Origin of the sequence: Streptomyces sp. NPDC052023 (genome assembly GCF_044548465.1) — a bacterium.
Lineage (GTDB): Bacteria > Actinomycetota > Actinomycetes > Streptomycetales > Streptomycetaceae > Streptomyces.
This window is the reverse complement of record NZ_JBIUBW010000002.1, coordinates 693,762-707,925: the sequence shown is the minus strand read 5'-3', so window position 1 is coordinate 707,925 and position 14,164 is coordinate 693,762. Positions and strand designations below refer to the sequence as shown.

The 14,164-nt window shown below is 73.5% G+C and carries 15 protein-coding genes; 3 read left to right on the top strand and 12 right to left on the bottom strand.

Features of this window, described 5'->3' with window-relative positions:
- Positions 1-6: 6 nt before the first annotated feature.
- From ACIHCM_RS07340 to ACIHCM_RS07305, 8 genes are all read right to left on the bottom strand, one after another.
- Entirely contained in the window at positions 7-612 is a 606-nt protein-coding gene (locus ACIHCM_RS07340) for a BlaI/MecI/CopY family transcriptional regulator (protein ID WP_399890431.1), read from the bottom strand.
- Between the two features lie 186 nt (positions 613-798).
- On the bottom strand, positions 799-981 hold the full coding sequence (locus ACIHCM_RS07335; protein WP_399890428.1) for a hypothetical protein: 183 nt from the start codon (positions 979-981) through the stop codon (positions 799-801).
- Between the two features lie 70 nt (positions 982-1,051).
- Positions 1,052-1,720: a hypothetical protein gene (locus tag ACIHCM_RS07330; protein WP_399890596.1), complete on the bottom strand. Its 669-nt coding sequence runs from the start codon at positions 1,718-1,720 to the stop codon at positions 1,052-1,054.
- Between the two features lie 209 nt (positions 1,721-1,929).
- Entirely contained in the window at positions 1,930-2,727 is a 798-nt protein-coding gene (locus tag ACIHCM_RS07325; RefSeq protein ID WP_399890425.1) for a type III pantothenate kinase, read from the bottom strand.
- A gap of 14 nt (positions 2,728-2,741) precedes the next feature.
- A complete protein-coding gene (gene nadC / locus ACIHCM_RS07320) occupies positions 2,742-3,713 on the bottom strand; it encodes a carboxylating nicotinate-nucleotide diphosphorylase (RefSeq protein ID WP_399890422.1) in 972 nt (323 codons plus the stop codon).
- Positions 3,714-3,718: 5 nt separating this feature from the next.
- Positions 3,719-5,449: an L-aspartate oxidase gene (locus tag ACIHCM_RS07315; protein WP_399890420.1), complete on the bottom strand. Its 1,731-nt coding sequence runs from the start codon at positions 5,447-5,449 to the stop codon at positions 3,719-3,721.
- Positions 5,446-6,459 (bottom strand): pantoate--beta-alanine ligase, encoded by a 1,014-nt coding sequence (gene panC / locus ACIHCM_RS07310; RefSeq protein ID WP_399890417.1) that lies wholly within the window; start codon positions 6,457-6,459, stop codon positions 5,446-5,448. The genes ACIHCM_RS07315 and panC overlap by 4 nt, the downstream gene beginning before the upstream one ends.
- Positions 6,456-7,388, bottom strand: coding sequence for a Rossmann-like and DUF2520 domain-containing protein (locus tag ACIHCM_RS07305; protein ID WP_399890414.1), 933 nt, complete (start codon positions 7,386-7,388; stop codon positions 6,456-6,458). The genes panC and ACIHCM_RS07305 overlap by 4 nt, the downstream gene beginning before the upstream one ends.
- A gap of 153 nt (positions 7,389-7,541) precedes the next feature.
- On the opposite strand from ACIHCM_RS07305, the gene ACIHCM_RS07300 reads away from it, so the two are divergent.
- Positions 7,542-8,720, top strand: coding sequence for a threonine aldolase family protein (locus ACIHCM_RS07300; RefSeq protein WP_399890411.1), 1,179 nt, complete (start codon positions 7,542-7,544; stop codon positions 8,718-8,720).
- 104 nt (positions 8,721-8,824) lie between these two features.
- Here the strand turns inward: ACIHCM_RS07300 and ACIHCM_RS07295 are convergent, their stop codons facing one another.
- A complete protein-coding gene (locus ACIHCM_RS07295; protein WP_399890408.1) occupies positions 8,825-9,040 on the bottom strand; it encodes a hypothetical protein in 216 nt (71 codons plus the stop codon).
- A 168-nt stretch (positions 9,041-9,208) separates the two neighbouring features.
- Between ACIHCM_RS07295 and ACIHCM_RS07290 the strand changes: the two genes are divergently transcribed.
- On the top strand, positions 9,209-10,315 hold the full coding sequence (locus ACIHCM_RS07290) for a DUF5937 family protein (protein WP_399890405.1): 1,107 nt from the start codon (positions 9,209-9,211) through the stop codon (positions 10,313-10,315).
- 48 nt (positions 10,316-10,363) lie between these two features.
- On the opposite strand, the gene ACIHCM_RS07285 is transcribed toward ACIHCM_RS07290, so the two are convergent.
- From ACIHCM_RS07285 to ACIHCM_RS07275, 3 genes are all read right to left on the bottom strand, one after another.
- Positions 10,364-10,996 (bottom strand): AAA family ATPase, encoded by a 633-nt coding sequence (locus ACIHCM_RS07285; RefSeq protein WP_399890402.1) that lies wholly within the window; start codon positions 10,994-10,996, stop codon positions 10,364-10,366.
- Positions 10,997-11,037: 41 nt separating this feature from the next.
- On the bottom strand, positions 11,038-11,709 hold the full coding sequence (locus ACIHCM_RS07280; protein WP_399890399.1) for a response regulator: 672 nt from the start codon (positions 11,707-11,709) through the stop codon (positions 11,038-11,040).
- A gap of 86 nt (positions 11,710-11,795) precedes the next feature.
- Positions 11,796-12,998 carry a sensor histidine kinase gene (locus ACIHCM_RS07275; RefSeq protein ID WP_399890396.1) on the bottom strand — a complete coding sequence of 401 codons (1,203 nt, stop codon included), beginning with the start codon at positions 12,996-12,998 and terminating at the stop codon, positions 11,796-11,798.
- A gap of 145 nt (positions 12,999-13,143) precedes the next feature.
- On the opposite strand from ACIHCM_RS07275, the gene ACIHCM_RS07270 reads away from it, so the two are divergent.
- The gene (locus ACIHCM_RS07270) at positions 13,144-14,142 is read left to right on the top strand and encodes an SAM-dependent methyltransferase (RefSeq protein ID WP_399890593.1); all 999 of its coding nucleotides are present in this window, start codon (positions 13,144-13,146) and stop codon (positions 14,140-14,142) included.
- Positions 14,143-14,164 lie beyond the last annotated feature (22 nt).

Below are 14,164 nucleotides of genomic sequence, written 5' to 3'. Positions count from 1 at the left end.
CGGACGCTATCGCCCGGGACCCTCCGGGACGGAGCCGGGGTTCTCGGCGGGGTTCTCGGCGGGGTTCCCCGTCCGGATGTCCGCGGGCTTGTCGGCGGGCTTGTCGGTTCGCATGCCGGCGGGCTTGTCCGGCGGGATGTCCGGGCGGTTGTCCGTGCCGTTCTCGCCGCGGGTATCGGGGCGGGTATTCGCGGCTTCGGGCGGCTCGGCGCGTTCGGCGCTCTTGACGGGCTCGGGGGGTTGGCTGCTTGGGGTCGCTTCGGCGGCGGGGGCGGATCCGGGGGGTTCCGGGAGACTCACGATGCGTACCGCGTCGCGCAGCGCCTGGCGCTGGTCCTCGCTCATCATGCCGAAGAAGGCGACGAGGGCGGCCGCGGCGTTGTCGCTCTGCGACCAGGCGTCGTTCATCAGGGCCGCGGCGTAGGCGGCACGGGTGGAGACCGCCTCATATCGATAGGCCCGGCCTTCCGCCTCGCGGCGCACCCAGCCCTTCTGATGGAGATTGTCCAGAACGGTCATCACCGTGGTGTAGGCGATGGACCGTTCCTGCTGGAGATCTTCCAGGACTTCTCGAACGGTCACCGGGCGGTTCCACTTCCACACCCGCGTCATGACCGCGTCTTCGAGTTCTCCCAATGGGCGAGGCACAGCTCAGCACAATAGTGGTAAATCCGGGTTATGGCCTGCCGAACAGGCATGTTCCTGAAGGAAGACGAACAAAAAGGGCGTACGACTCGTGGAGTCGTACGCCGCAGGTGGCGGGCCTGTGAGGGCGGAGAGGGCCGAGGGGCGTGTCCGTCAGGCGTCGGGGGCTGTCGCGGAGGGCCTGCGGGTGCCCTCCGCGCGCGCGAGGGCGGCGTCGACGGCCGCGTCCTCCTTGGCCTTGTTGGCGCCGCCCTGGGTCTTCACGATCACCCGGATCACGCCGATGAAGAACACGGCCATCACGACCGGGGGGAGAAGCGCGGAGACGTAGTCCATGGCTCCAGGGTAGTGGCGCCGGGCCGTGCGGTTTGTCCGGGGGTGTGCGCCTCGCGTTCCGACCGCTCCTTCAGACCGCCGCGAGCCGCTGTGCGGGGTTCGCCGGGGGCTGGGGTGGTTTGCGGCGCGGGAAGACCTCGCCCGGGGTGGGGATGGGGCGGCGGGCCGGCTTCGGGGCGGCGGGGGCAGGGGTGGCGGGGTTCGGAGAAGGCTGCGCCGGCTTCTCGGCCGGCCGCTTCTCCGGTTTGCGCTCCGGGGTCTCGGCGTCGGCGCAGGGGGCGTGCGCGAGGCCACCCGGGAGGGCGTGCAGATAGGTGCGGGAGGCCGGGACTCTTGGGGCGAGCGTCATGGGCGCGGGTGCGGGGGCACTGCGGGCGAGACACGCGCGGACGTCCTCTTCGGCGAGGGTCCGGCAGCGGCGCAGGAGCTCGGCTGCCGCGGGGGTGCCGCGGAGGGCGCGGAGGGCGGCCAGGTCGTCCGGGTGGGGGCGGTGTCCGGCGCGCAGTGCCTCGTCCAGAAGCGTGAGGTAGCCGGCCGCGGTGCCCGGAAGGGCGGCGCGGTAGCGGGCCAGGTCGGCCACGAGGAAGGCGCGCAGGCGGGCGCCCTCGCGCATCGCCTCGTCGAGCGACTCGGCCAGGCGATGGCAGTCCTGGACGTCCTCGGCCGAGATCTGGCCGGGATGGAGGGCAAGAGCGAGGGCGCGGCGGAGCACACGCAGCTCCTCCACACCGAACGCCATGCCGCCGCGGGATCCGTGAGGCGTGGGCATGGCGCGACGATACGCGCTAATCAGACAAATCCGGTGTCAGGGGGCGGGTGTGGCGTGGGGTGCCACCCGGGTGGGCGGGGTGGCACCCCACCTGCGGCGGCCCTTCCTGCCCGTGGAGTCTGCTGCGGCACGATTGGTGGCGGGGCCGGGGCCCCGCCGTACGCGACTGCGGGTGCCGGCTACATCCGGGAGACGTTGCGTCCGTACACCAGGCGGAGGCCGATCAAGGTCAGCCAGGGCTCGTGCTCGTCGATGACCGAGGACTCGCCCAGGACCATGGGGGCCAGGCCGCCCGTCGCGATCACCGTGACGTCGTCGGGGTCGGTGGCCAGTTCGCGGGCCATCCGGTTGACGACTCCGTCGACCTGGCCCGCGAAGCCGTAGATGATGCCCGACTGCATGGCCTCGACCGTGTTCTTGCCGATCACGCTGCGGGGCCGGGCCACCTCGATCTTGCGGAGCTGGGCGCCCTTGACGCCGAGGGCCTCCACGGAGATCTCGATGCCGGGGGCGATGACGCCGCCGATGTACTCCCCGCGCGCGCTGACCGCGTCGAACGTCGTGGCCGTACCGAAGTCGACGACGATGGCCGGGCCGCCGAAGAGCTCGACGGCCGCCACGGCGTTGATGATGCGGTCGGCGCCGACCTCCTTGGGGTTGTCGGTGAGGATCGGGACGCCCGTCTTCACGCCCGGTTCGACCAGGACGGCCGGGACGTCGCCGTAGTAGCGGCGGGTCACCTCGCGGAGTTCGTGGAGGACGGAGGGGACCGTGGCGCAGATCGCGATGCCGTCGATGCCGTCGCCCAGGTCGTCGCCGAGGAGGGGGTGCATGCCCATCAGGCCCTGGAGGAGGACCGCGAGCTCGTCCGCCGTGCGGCGGGCGTCCGTGGAGATGCGCCAGTGTTCGACGATGTCGTCGCCGTCGAACAGGCCGAGGACGGTGTGCGTGTTGCCTACGTCGATCGTCAGCAGCATGGCCCGTCGCCCCCCTACTCCGCCGCTCGCAGATCCAGGCCGATGTCCAGGATCGGGGAGGAGTGCGTCAGGGCACCCACCGCCAGGTAGTCCACGCCGGTGCCGGCGTACGCGCGCGCGTTGGCGAGGGTCAGGCGGCCGGACGCCTCCAGGGCGGCGCGGCCCTGGACCAGGGCCACCGCCTCCTCGCACTCGCCCGGCGTGAAGTTGTCCAGCAGGATCAGGTCGGCGCCGGCGTCCACGGCCTCGCGGAGCTGGTGCAGGGTGTCGACCTCGACCTCGATCGGCACGTCCGGGAAGGTCTCCCGTACGGCCTTGAAGGCCTGGGCGACGCCGCCCGCGGCCACCACGTGGTTGTCCTTGACCAGGGCCGCGTCGGACAGGGACATGCGGTGGTTGACGCCGCCGCCGCAGCGGACCGCGAACTTCTCGAGCGAGCGCAGGCCGGGGGTGGTCTTGCGGGTGTCGCGGACCTTCGCCGTCGTGCCGTCGAGGACGTCCGCCCACGCGCGGGTGGCCGTGGCGATGCCCGAGAGGCGGCACAGGAGGTTGAGCGCGCTGCGTTCGGCGGTGAGGAGGTCCCGGGTGCGGGTGGTGACGGAGAGCAGCTTCTGGCCCTCCGCCACGCGGTCGCCGTCCGCCACGTGCCGTTCGACCTCGAACTCGTCCTCGCAGACGATCGACATCACGGCTTCGGCGACCCTGAGGCCCGCGACGACGCCCGCCTCGCGTGCCACGAAGTCGGCCGTCGCCACCGCGTCGTCCGGGATGGTCGCGACCGTCGTCACGTCCACGCCGCCCGCGAGGTCCTCCTGGATGGCCACGTTGGCGATGTCCTCGACCTCCACGGGGTCGAGTCCGGCGTCGGCCAGGAGCTGGGCGAGTGCGGGGTCGAGGCCGCACTCCAGATATTCCTCGTCGGCGCCGCAGGCGCAGCCGTCACCGCAGCCGCCGGAGGGGACGAGGGGAAGGTCGGGGGTGCTCACTGCTGTCACTGCTCCTGGGGACGGTGCGCCGGGTGGTGCGGCCGGACTGGGGGGAAGTCTGCGGTATCGGTGGTGCGTACGGCGAGTGTGCGGTCCGGATTCAGCCGTACGACGATATGGCGGCGCCAGGCGGTGTCGTCGCGGTCGGCGCGGTCCTCGCGCCAGTGGCAGCCGCGGGTCTCCTCGCGGAGCTGCGCGGCGGCCACCAGGACGCGGGCCACGCACAGGAGGTTGGTGGTCTCCCAGGTGTCGACGCCGGGCTCGGCCGTCTTGCCGTTCTCGTGCAGGGCGTCCCGGGCGTCGGCGTGCAGGCGGTGGAGTTGTTCCGCGGCCTTGCCGAGGGAGCCGGCGGAGCGCAGGACGCCGGCGCCCTCGGTCATGGTGCGCTGGATCGTGAAGCGGTCCTCGGGGGCGAGGAGCGGGTACGCGGGCTGCTCCGGGTGCGGGACCGGGGCGGGCACGCGCGCGTGGAGGCCGTCCCGGCGGTGGGTCAGCGCGATGTCGTGGGCGATGCGCTCGGCGTAGACCAGGCCCTCGAGGAGGCTGTTGGAGGCGAGCCGGTTGGCTCCGTGCACGCCGGTGCAGGCGACCTCGCCGCACGCGTACAGGCCGGGGACCGTGGTGCGGCCGTGGGAGTCGGTGCGGACGCCTCCGGAGGCGTAGTGGGCCGCCGGGGCGATCGGGATCGGTTCGTGTACCGGATCGATGCCGTGGGCGCGGCAGGCGGCGAGGATCGTGGGGAAGCGGTGCTCCCACATGGCGGCGCCGAAGTGCCGGGCGTCGAGGAACATGTGCTCGGCGTCCTGCTCCTGCATGCGCCGCATGATGCCCTTGGCGACGATGTCCCGGGGGGCGAGTTCGGCCAGTTCGTGCTGCCCGGTCATGAAGCGCACGCCGGCGGCGTCCACCAGGTGCGCGCCCTCCCCCCGTACCGCCTCGGAGACGAGGGGTTGCTGGCCCTCCGCGTCCGGGCCGAGGAACAGCACCGTGGGGTGGAACTGGACGAATTCGAGGTCGCTGACCTCCGCGCCCGCGCGCAGGGCGAGGGCCACACCGTCGCCGGTGGAGACGGAGGGGTTGGTGGTCGCCGAGAAGACCTGCCCCATGCCGCCGGTCGCGAGCACCACCGCCGGCGCGTGCACCGCCCCCACGCCGTCGTGCTGACCCTCGCCCATGACGTGCAGGGTGACGCCGGCGGTGCGGCCGCCGGCATCCGTGAGGAGGTCGAGGACCAGGGCGTTCTCGATGGTGCGCAGACCACGCGCGCGTACCGCCTCCACGAGGGCGCGGGAGATCTCCGCGCCGGTCGCGTCGCCGCCCGCGTGCGCGATACGGCGGCGGTGGTGGCCGCCCTCGCGGGTGAGCGCCAGTTCGCCCTCGGTGGACTCGTCGAAGTGCGCGCCCGTCTCGATCAGGCGGCGCACGGCGTCGGGACCCTCGGTGACGAGGATCCGCACCGCCTCCACGTCGCACAGACCGGCACCGGCCACCAGGGTGTCGTCCAGGTGCTGCTCGGGGCTGTCGCCCTCGCCCAGCGCCGCGGCGATGCCGCCCTGCGCCCAGCGGGTGGAGCCGTCGTCGAGGCGCGCCTTGGTGACGACGACGGTGCGCATACCGGCGGCCTCGCAGCGCAGCGCGGCCGTCAGGCCGGCGACGCCGGAGCCGACGACCACCACGTCGGCGGAGATGGACCAGCCCGGAGCGGGGGCGTGCAGTCGTATGCCTGTGCCGGTCACGAGGCGGCTCCGAAGGTGAGGGGGATGTTGTCGATCAGCCGGGTCGTGCCGACCTTGGCGGCGACCGCGAGGACGGCCTCCCCCGTGAAGTCGTCCTCGATCTCGGTGAAGTCGTCGGGGTCCACCAGCGCCAGGTAGTCCAGCACCAGGGGCGGGTCGAGGCGGACGGCCTCGTCCAGGACCAGGCGGGCGGCGGCGCGTACGGCGGACGGGCTGCCGGGGGCGGCCTTGGCGACGGCGTGCGCGTCGGCGGCGGCACGGGACTCGCCGATGGCGCTGAGGGCCTCGGCCCGCGCGCGCGTGGCGGGCACCTCACGCGCCCGCGCACGCAGTGCCTCCTGCGCGGCGTGCCGGTCGCGGCCCGCGAACAGGGCACGGGACAGCGCGAGCGCCGTGCGCCGCTCCTGGGGCGAGAGGTAGCGGTTGCGGCTGGACAGGGCCAGGCCGTCGTCCTCACGCACGGTGGGTACGCCGACGATCTCGACGCCGAAGTTCAGGTCCCGCGCCATACGGCGGATCACGGCCAGCTGCTGGGCGTCCTTCTGCCCGAAGAACGCCACGTCGGGGCGGGTGAGGTGGAGCAGCTTGCCGACGACCGTGAGCACACCGTCGAAGTGACCGGGCCGGGACGCGCCCTCCAGGCGGTCCCCCATGGGACCGGCGCTGATGCGCACCTGGGGTTCGCCCCCGGGGTAGACCTCGTCCGCGGCGGGGGCGAACACGACGTCCGCCCCGGCCTGCTCGGCGATCTTGAGGTCGGCCTCCAGGGTGCGCGGGTAGCGGTCGAGGTCCTCGCCCTTGCCGAACTGCAACGGGTTGACGAAGACCGTGACCACGACGAATCCGTCCGGCCCGACGTGCCCGCGCGCGGTGCGGATCAGGGTGGCGTGGCCGTCGTGCAGGGCGCCCATCGTCATGACCACGGCGGTGCGGCCCGGTACGGCGTGGTGTTCGCGCACGTACGTCAGGTCGTCCAGGGTGGGGACGAGTTCGAAGCTCCTGCGGCTCATCGGTCTTCCCCGTTCTCGGGCAGGGTCGTGTCTGCGGCGAGTACCCCGAGCAGGTCCTCCGCGAGTTCCGGCTTCAGCAGGCCGTGCGCGAGCGCGCGGTCGGCGGTCGCGCGCGCCATCGCCAGATAGCCGGCGACGGCCTGCGGGGCGTGCCGGCGCAGTTCCGTGACGTGCGCGGCGACCGTGCCGGCGTCCCCGCGCGCGACGGGGCCGGTCAGGGCCGCGTCGCCGGAGCGCAGGGCGTTGTCGAGGGCGGCGCCGAGCAGCGGTCCGAGCATCCGGTCCGGGGCCTCGACGCCGGCCGCGCGCAGCAGCTCCATGGACTGGGCGACCAGCGTCACCAGGTGGTTCGCGCCCAGGGCGAGGGCCGCGTGGTAGAGCGGGCGGTTCTCCTCGGCGATCCACTCGGGCTCGCCGCCCATCTCGATCACGAGCGCTTCGGCGGCCAGCCGCAGTTCGTCCGGGGCGGTGACGCCGAAGGAGCACCCTGCGAGGCGCTGGACGTCCACCGGCGTCCCGGTGAACGTCATCGCGGGGTGCAGGGCCAGCGGCAGCCCGCCGGCCCGCAGAGCGGGCTCCAGGACGTTCGCGCCGTACCGCCCGGAGGTGTGCGCCAGCAGCTGTCCCGGCCGTACCGCCCCGGTCGCGGCGAGGCCGTCCACGAGGCCGGGCAGGGTGTCGTCCGGCACGGTCAGCAGCACCAGGTCGGCGCGCCGGAGCACCTCGGCGGGCGGGACCACCGGCACGTCGGGCAGCAGCAGCGCGGCCCGCCTTCTGGAGGCGTCGGAGACCGCGGAGACGGCCACCGGGCGATGCCCGGCGAGCTGGAGGGACGCGGCGAGTGCGGGGCCCACCCGGCCGGCGCCGACGACGCCGACGGTGAGCCGCGCGGGACGGTCCTTGGTGTCTGGCTGTTGGCTTGTACTCACGCGACGGTGGCCTTCCCGTTCCAGTCCGCTCCGGGTACCGGACGATTTCTCGTCATGTTAACGCGATTGGTTCGAAGGGCGTTCGGTCGTCCACAGGCTGTGGGTGGTGAAATCCGGTACTCACCCGGGCCCCGGCCCCGGGATGATCGCGGTATGGCTGAGACGGCGGAGCAGGACGGGCGGGACCCGAAAAGTACGGTCGAGGAGCAGCGCAAACAGCGCTTCGGGCGGCGCAGGAAGGCGCATCAGGGCGCGCGGCGCGTCCTCACGCGCTCCGGTGCGCTCGGGACGCTCCGGGAGCGCTTGGCGCTGCTGGAGACCGCTGGGGAGTTGTACGACCTGGACGAGGCGGCGGACCTGTACGGCAACGGCGTCGTGGAGGCCCTGGAGACGAAGGTCGCCGGGCTGCTCGGCACGGAGGCCGCCGCGTTCTTCCCGACCGGCACGATGGCCCAGCAGGTGGCCCTGCGCTGCTGGGCAGGCCGCACCGGGAACCCGACCGTCGCGCTGCACCCGCTCGCCCACCCCGAAGTGCACGAGCGCGACGCGTTCGCGCAGGTCAGTGGCCTGCGCACGGTGCATGTGAACAAGGAGCCGCGGCTGCCGACCGCTGCCGAGATCCGGGAGTTCGAGGAGCCGTTCGGTGCGCTGATGCTGGAACTGCCGCTGCGGGACGCCGGTTTCGTGCTGCCTTCCTGGGAGGCGCTGGGCGAGGTGGTGGAGGCGGCGCGGGAGCGCGACGCGGTGGTGCACTTCGACGGCGCGCGCCTGTGGGAGACCACCGTCCATTTCGGCCGCCCGCTGCACGAGATCGCCGCACTCGCGGACAGCGTGTACGTGTCGTTCTACAAGTCCCTCGACGGCTTCGGCGGTGCGGCGCTCGCGGGCCCGGAGACGCTCGTGGAGGAGGCGAAGACCTGGCGGCACCGGTACGGCGGTCAGGTGTTCCAGCAGTTCCCGACCGTGCTGTCGGCTCTCGCCGGGCTGGAGCGGGAGCTTCCCCGGCTCCCCGACTACGTGCGGCACGCGCGTGTGGTGGCCGCCGCCCTGCGCGAGGGATTCGCGGCGACCGGCGTGCCCTGGGTGCGCGTCCATCCCGAGGAGCCGCACACCAACGAGTTCCAGGTCTGGCTGCCCTACGGCCCCGACGTCCTCGCCGAGGCGGCGGTCCGGCAGGCGGAGGAGACGGGGACCCTGCTCTTCGGCCGCCCGTGGGACGGCCCCGGCCCGGGCCTCGCCGTCACGGAGATCGACGTACGGGCCGCGGGCCTGGAATGGACGGCGGACGACGTGCGGGCGGCGGTCGCGGAGTTCGTCTCCCGGCTGCCGTAGGGGTCAGCAGGCGGCGGGTGCCCGGCGACCGGCGTGTGGCCGCTCGCACACCGGCCGCCTGTGAGCCGTGCCCGGCGGTCAGCGCGGAAGCGGTGACCGCGCGGTCAGCTCGTAGCCCGCCGTCCCGGAAGGAGCCACCGGCCCAGTGCGTGCCGGACGCGTCCCCGCGCCGGGCGGCCGGCGAGGACCGCGCGGAACTCCCGCCGGTCGCGCCACTCGCGCACGACCTGCCGGTCGTGGGCACCGGGAGCGGGCGGGGCGGGCGTGCCGAGTTGCTGGGCGCGGTAGGCGTCGAGGAGGTGCTGCTGGGTGATGCTCATGGCGGTTCGGCCCTTCGGAACGTGGTCACGGGACGGTCGGGAATCCGAGGGCTCCGCGGCTGCCCCGGTGCAGCCAGGCTGCGCCGCACCGGCCTTCGGCGTCGCGTGGATTGACGGCCGGCGTCAATCGGCGGCGGCGTCGCCCGTGCCGGGGTGCACCATGGCGTCATGAGCCTGAGCATCGACATCGCGGGGCTGCGGCCGGAGAGGGTCGCCGTCGTGCCCTCACCCCTCGCCGAGCTCGGCATGGCGCTTCACGCGCTGTCCGAGCCGGGGCACCATCCCGGCCTCCAGGGCTGGGTGACCGGCGTGACCGCCGGGCTCGACTCGCATCTGGCCGACCGGATGTGCGAGGCCGACTTCCTGTGGCGGACGACGTTCTCGGACCTCTTCCTGCCGTACGCGGGCGTCCCGGGCCGCGGCACCCTGCCCGGAGCGACGCTCGCCGAGGACCTCGACCTGCTGGACAAGCTCTCGGACGAGCAGTTCGCGGACGCGGCGCTGGAGTTCACCTGCGCGTCCGCCTACGACGTGCCGGGCGCCGGCGTCCTCGCCCATCCGGGACTGCGCCGCCGCGCCCTGGACCTGGCCGAGTCGCGCGGCCCACGGCAGGTGCGGTTCACCAAGCGGCTGCTCGACGACCCGCCACGCGTGCGTGCCTGGCTGCGCCAGTTCCTCAAGGAGTGCGACGAGGCGTTCTTCGGTGACGTCTGGGCCCGGGTGCGCCACCCGCTCGCCGCGGACGCGCGGCACAAGACGGAGCTGCTGCGGCGCAAGGGCCTCGGCGAGGCGCTGGCATCCGTGTCCTCGGCCGTGACGCTGGCCGAGGACGGCGCCCGGATCGTCGTCGACAAGCTGGTCGAGGGGCGCACGACGACCGCCGGCGGTGGTCTGCTGCTGGTGCCGACGAGCCTCGGCTGGCCCCACCTGATGGTGCTGCACCGGTACGGCTGGCAGCCGGTCCTGCACTACCCGGTGGGCTCCCCGGAGCTGGCTTCGCCGCCGTCCGTCGAGCAGCTCACGCTGCGGATGACGGCCCTGTCCCACCCCCTGCGGATGCGTATCTGCCGCCATCTCGCCCGCAGCGCGTTCACCACCGGCGAGCTGGCCACGGCCCACGGCGTGACGGCGCCGGAGATATCGCGCCACCTGGGCGTGCTGAAGAAGGCGGGCCTGATCACCACGCGCCGCCGGGGACGGTACGTCCTGCACCAGCTGGACGTGACGGTGGTGGCACGGCTGGGCAGCGACTTCCTGGAGGGGATCCTCAGATAGCCGTACGCGACCCGGAGGCACGCCACCCCCGGTGCCGTGCGCGCCCCCTCAGTCGAACCGGATGTGCCTGGCACCCACCCGCGCCCGCCTCAGCCGGGCGCGCAGCGGACCTTCGTCGTCGGGGCGCAGGGTCAGCCCCGCGAGGACGGCGATCCGGTCCGCCGTCTTCGGCACCGTCGTGTGGTCGGTCCACAGATGCTCGGCGAACTCCGGCTCACGCAGCCGCTCCAGGCAGTGGTCGAGCTGCCCGGCGGCCCAACTCCCGCCTCGCGGTCCGGGGTTCCTGCCCGCGACGTACTGAAGGAGGTGCCCGGCTCCGCGTTCCCGCAGCCGGTTCAGCACGGTCTCTCGTTCGGCGAGGAGCGTGAAGTGCCGTACGTCGTGACCCAGTTCGCGCAGCCGCCCGACGGTCTCCGCGAAGTGGCCGGAGTCGGTGACCGTCATCGGGGCGATGACCACACCCTCGTGCCGGGTGAGGGCGAGGTCGAGGACCTCGACGACGCCCTGCCGCCAGGAGACCAGTTCCTGGAAGTCGCCCCGCAGGGCGGGCGGGAGCATGCGGCGCAGGCCGAAGCCCGCGTGCTCCGGGTCGCAGATGACGCTGCCGGGCAGCCGGCGCTGTATCTCGTGTGCGGTCTGTGTCTTGCCGCCCCCGAAGGGGCCGTTGATCCACAGGAGCATGGGCAGACCCTACCGACGGCCCCGGCCCGGCCGCGCCCGGGTCAGCCGTGGCCGCCGGCCCGCACCAGCCCCGTCTCGTACGCCAGGACGACCACCTGTACCCGGTCCCGCAGCCCGAGCTTGGTCAGGATGCGGCCCACGTGCGTCTTCACGGTCGCCTCGGACAGCACCAGCCGGGCCGCGATCTCCCCGTTGGACAGCCCCTGCGCGACCAGCACCATCACCTCGCGCTCCCGGTCGGTGAGCCGCTCCAGTTCCTTGTGCCGGGGCTCCTTGCCGGCGCTGGGCAGCATCGGCGCGAACCGGTCGAGCAGGCGGCGGGTCGTCGACGGCGCCACCACGGCGTCGCCGCTGTGCACGGAACGGATGGCAGCGAGCAGCTCGCCGGGCGGCACGTCCTTGAGCATGAAGCCGGAGGCGCCGGCCTTAAGCCCGGAGAAGGCGTACTCGTCCAGGTCGAAGGTGGTGAGGATCAGCACCTTCGGCGGGTTCGGGTCCGAGCAGATCCGGCGGGTGGTCTCCACGCCGTCCAGCTTGGGCATCCGGACGTCCATCAGCACCACGTCGACCTCGGTCGAGCGCAGCTCCTGGAGGGCCTCGACGCCGTCGCCCGCCTCCGCCACGACCTCCATGTCCGGTTGCGCGGCGAGCACCATCCGGAACCCGGTGCGCAGCAGCACCTGGTCGTCGACGAGCATCACGCGAATCGTCATGGGTCCTCTTCCGTATCCGTCTCGAAGGTCGTTGTGCGAAGTCGTCGGGGGGCGTGACAGGTGTCAACGGGGCGCGTGCGGATGCGTCAGTGCGCTGGTTTGAGGGGCAGCAGCGCACTGATGCGGAATCCTCCGCCGGGGCGGGGGCCCGCGTCCAGGGTGCCGCCGACCATGCCGACCCGCTCGCGCATGCCGATCAGACCGTGGCCCTGGCCGTCGAGGCCGCCCTCCTCGTACAGCTCGTGCGGAGCGCCCTTGCCGTCGTCCTCGATGAGCAGGCCGAGCCCGTCGTCGAAGTACACCAGGCGCACGCTGGCGCCCGCGTTGGGCCCGCCGTGCTTGCGGGTGTTGGTGAGCGCCTCCTGCACGATGCGGTACGCGGTCAGCTCGACGCCGCTGGGCAGCGGCCGGGGCGTGCCCTCGATCTTGAAGTCGACGGGCAGCCCGGAGGACCTGCACTGCTCGACCAGGTCCTCGATCTGCTGGACGTCGGGCTGCGGGACGTACTCCCCGCCCTCCTGGTGCTCACCGGTGCGCAGGACGCCGAGCAGGCGGCGCATCTCGGCGAGGGCCTGGCGGCCGGTGGAGGAGATGGTCTCCAGGGCCTTCTTGGCCTGGTCGGGCGCGGCGTCGAGGACGTACGCGGCGCCGTCGGCCTGCACCACCATGACGGACACGTTGTGTGCGACGACGTCGTGCAGTTCGCGCGCGATCCGGGCGCGTTCGGCGGCGACGGCGACCTTGGACTGCGCCTCGCGCTCCTTCTCCAGCCGGGCGGCGCGCTCCTCCAGCTGGGCGAAGTAGGCGCGCCGGGTCCGGATCGAGTCGCCGAGCACCCAGGCCAGGGCGAACGGCACCGTCAGGAAGATCGCCAGCGCGATGTTGCCCGCGACGCTCGTCTGGGGCTCCGGCCAGCGCAGCTGTGCCGCCGGCGCCGCGCACAGACCGCCGACCAGGGCGAACCGGGAGGCCCAGCGCTCCCCGATCGCGGCCACGGTGTAGACGATCACCAGCATCGCGAAGTCGGCGGGCAACTGCCCCACGTCCAGCACCAGCTGCGCCACACCTACGGCGGCGGCCAGCACGAGCATCTTCTCCGGCATGCGCCGGCGCAGCGTCAGCACCAGGCAGAGCGCCAGCGTGATCGGCAGGAAGAAGGCGGGGAGCTCGCTGCGGCTGCTCTCCTCCGTGGCCGCCCCGCCGACGACCGAGATCCCGAACAGGACGAGGGCCCAGAAGCCGTCGACCCATGTCGGGTGTCGGCGGAGGAAGTCGTAGAGGCGCTGCACGTAACCCAGCGTAGGGAAGCGTGGTGCGTGCGGGAGTCAACCGGAGGACCGATCCAGGTGCGATACGTGTACTCCGCAAGGTGGAGGTTCCGCTCTCCTGTGCGCCTAGCCTTGCCCTGTGACCAGGGGTGCGACGGGCGACTCGATGGACGGCGGACGGTCCGCGGGGCAGGGCTGGCGAGGGTGGCGCGCGGCCATGGAGGCGGCGCTGTACGGCCCCGGCGGCTTCTACCGCGGGCCGGAGGGACCGGCCGGGCACTTCCGCACGTCGGTGCACGCCTCGCCGCTGTTCGCCGAGGCGGTGGCGGGGCTGCTGCGCCGGGTCGACGAGGCGCTGGGCCGGCCGGCGTCCCTGGACTTCGTCGACATGGCCGCGGGGCGGGGCGAACTGGTCACCGGGGTGCTCGCCGCGCTGCCCGCCTCGGTGGCCGCCCGCACGCGCGCGTACGCCGTCGAGATCGCGGAGCGCCCGGCCGGTCTCGATCACCGCATCGAGTGGCCGGCCGAGTGCCCCGAGGGTGTCACCGGGCTGCTGTTCGCCAACGAGTGGCTCGACAACGTGCCCCTGGAGGTCGCCGAGGTGGACTCCGCGGGCGTCTGGCGGCTGGTGCTCGTCCGCGAGGACGGGACCGAACGGCTCGGGGAGCCGGTGTCCGGGGCGGCGGCCGGGTGGCTGGCGCGGTGGTGGCCGGGACCGGCCGAGGAGGGGCTACGGGCGGAGATCGGACTGCCGAGGGACGAGGCGTGGGCGTCGGCCGTGGGACGCGTCGGGCGAGGGCTGGCGGTCGCCGTGGACTACGCGCACACGGCGGACGCGCGCCCGCCCTTCGGGACGCTCACCGGCTTCCGGGAGGGGCGCGAGACGCCGCCCGTGCCGGACGGCTCCTGCGACATCACGGCGCATGTGGCCCTGGACGCGTGCACGCTCCCCGGGGGGCGCACGCTGCGCCAGCGTGACGCCCTGCGCGCCCTGGGTGTCGCGGGCGCGCGCCCCCCGCTCGCCCTCGCCACCACCGACCCCGCGGCCTATGTGCGGGCCCTCGCGAGCGCCGGTGAGGCCGCCGAACTGACGGCGCCTGGCGGGCTGGGCGACTTCGGCTGGCTGGTGCAGCCGGTCGGCGTCGCGGACCCGCTCACCGGCTGAGCCCTGCCCGCGCGCGGGCGAC

Bases quoted from the DNA above. Each gene is read 5' to 3' on its own strand.
- ACIHCM_RS07335 (WP_399890428.1), bottom strand. From the start codon at position 981: ATGGACTACGTCTCCGCGCTTCTCCCCCCGGTCGTGATGGCCGTGTTC.
- ACIHCM_RS07340 (WP_399890431.1), bottom strand. From the start codon at position 612: ATGACGCGGGTGTGGAAGTGGAACCGCCCGGTGACCGTTCGAGAAGTC.
- ACIHCM_RS07300 (WP_399890411.1), top strand. From the start codon at position 7,542: ATGGCTGAGACGGCGGAGCAGGACGGGCGGGACCCGAAAAGTACGGTC.
- ACIHCM_RS07285 (WP_399890402.1), bottom strand. From the start codon at position 10,996: ATGCTCCTGTGGATCAACGGCCCCTTCGGGGGCGGCAAGACACAGACC.
- ACIHCM_RS07290 (WP_399890405.1), top strand. From the start codon at position 9,209: ATGAGCCTGAGCATCGACATCGCGGGGCTGCGGCCGGAGAGGGTCGCC.
- ACIHCM_RS07280 (WP_399890399.1), bottom strand. From the start codon at position 11,709: ATGACGATTCGCGTGATGCTCGTCGACGACCAGGTGCTGCTGCGCACC.
- ACIHCM_RS07325 (WP_399890425.1), bottom strand. From the start codon at position 2,727: ATGCTGCTGACGATCGACGTAGGCAACACGCACACCGTCCTCGGCCTG.
- panC (WP_399890417.1), bottom strand. From the start codon at position 6,459: ATGAGCCGCAGGAGCTTCGAACTCGTCCCCACCCTGGACGACCTGACG.
- ACIHCM_RS07330 (WP_399890596.1), bottom strand. From the start codon at position 1,720: ATGGCGTTCGGTGTGGAGGAGCTGCGTGTGCTCCGCCGCGCCCTCGCT.
- ACIHCM_RS07270 (WP_399890593.1), top strand. From the start codon at position 13,144: ATGGACGGCGGACGGTCCGCGGGGCAGGGCTGGCGAGGGTGGCGCGCG.
- ACIHCM_RS07295 (WP_399890408.1), bottom strand. From the start codon at position 9,040: ATGAGCATCACCCAGCAGCACCTCCTCGACGCCTACCGCGCCCAGCAA.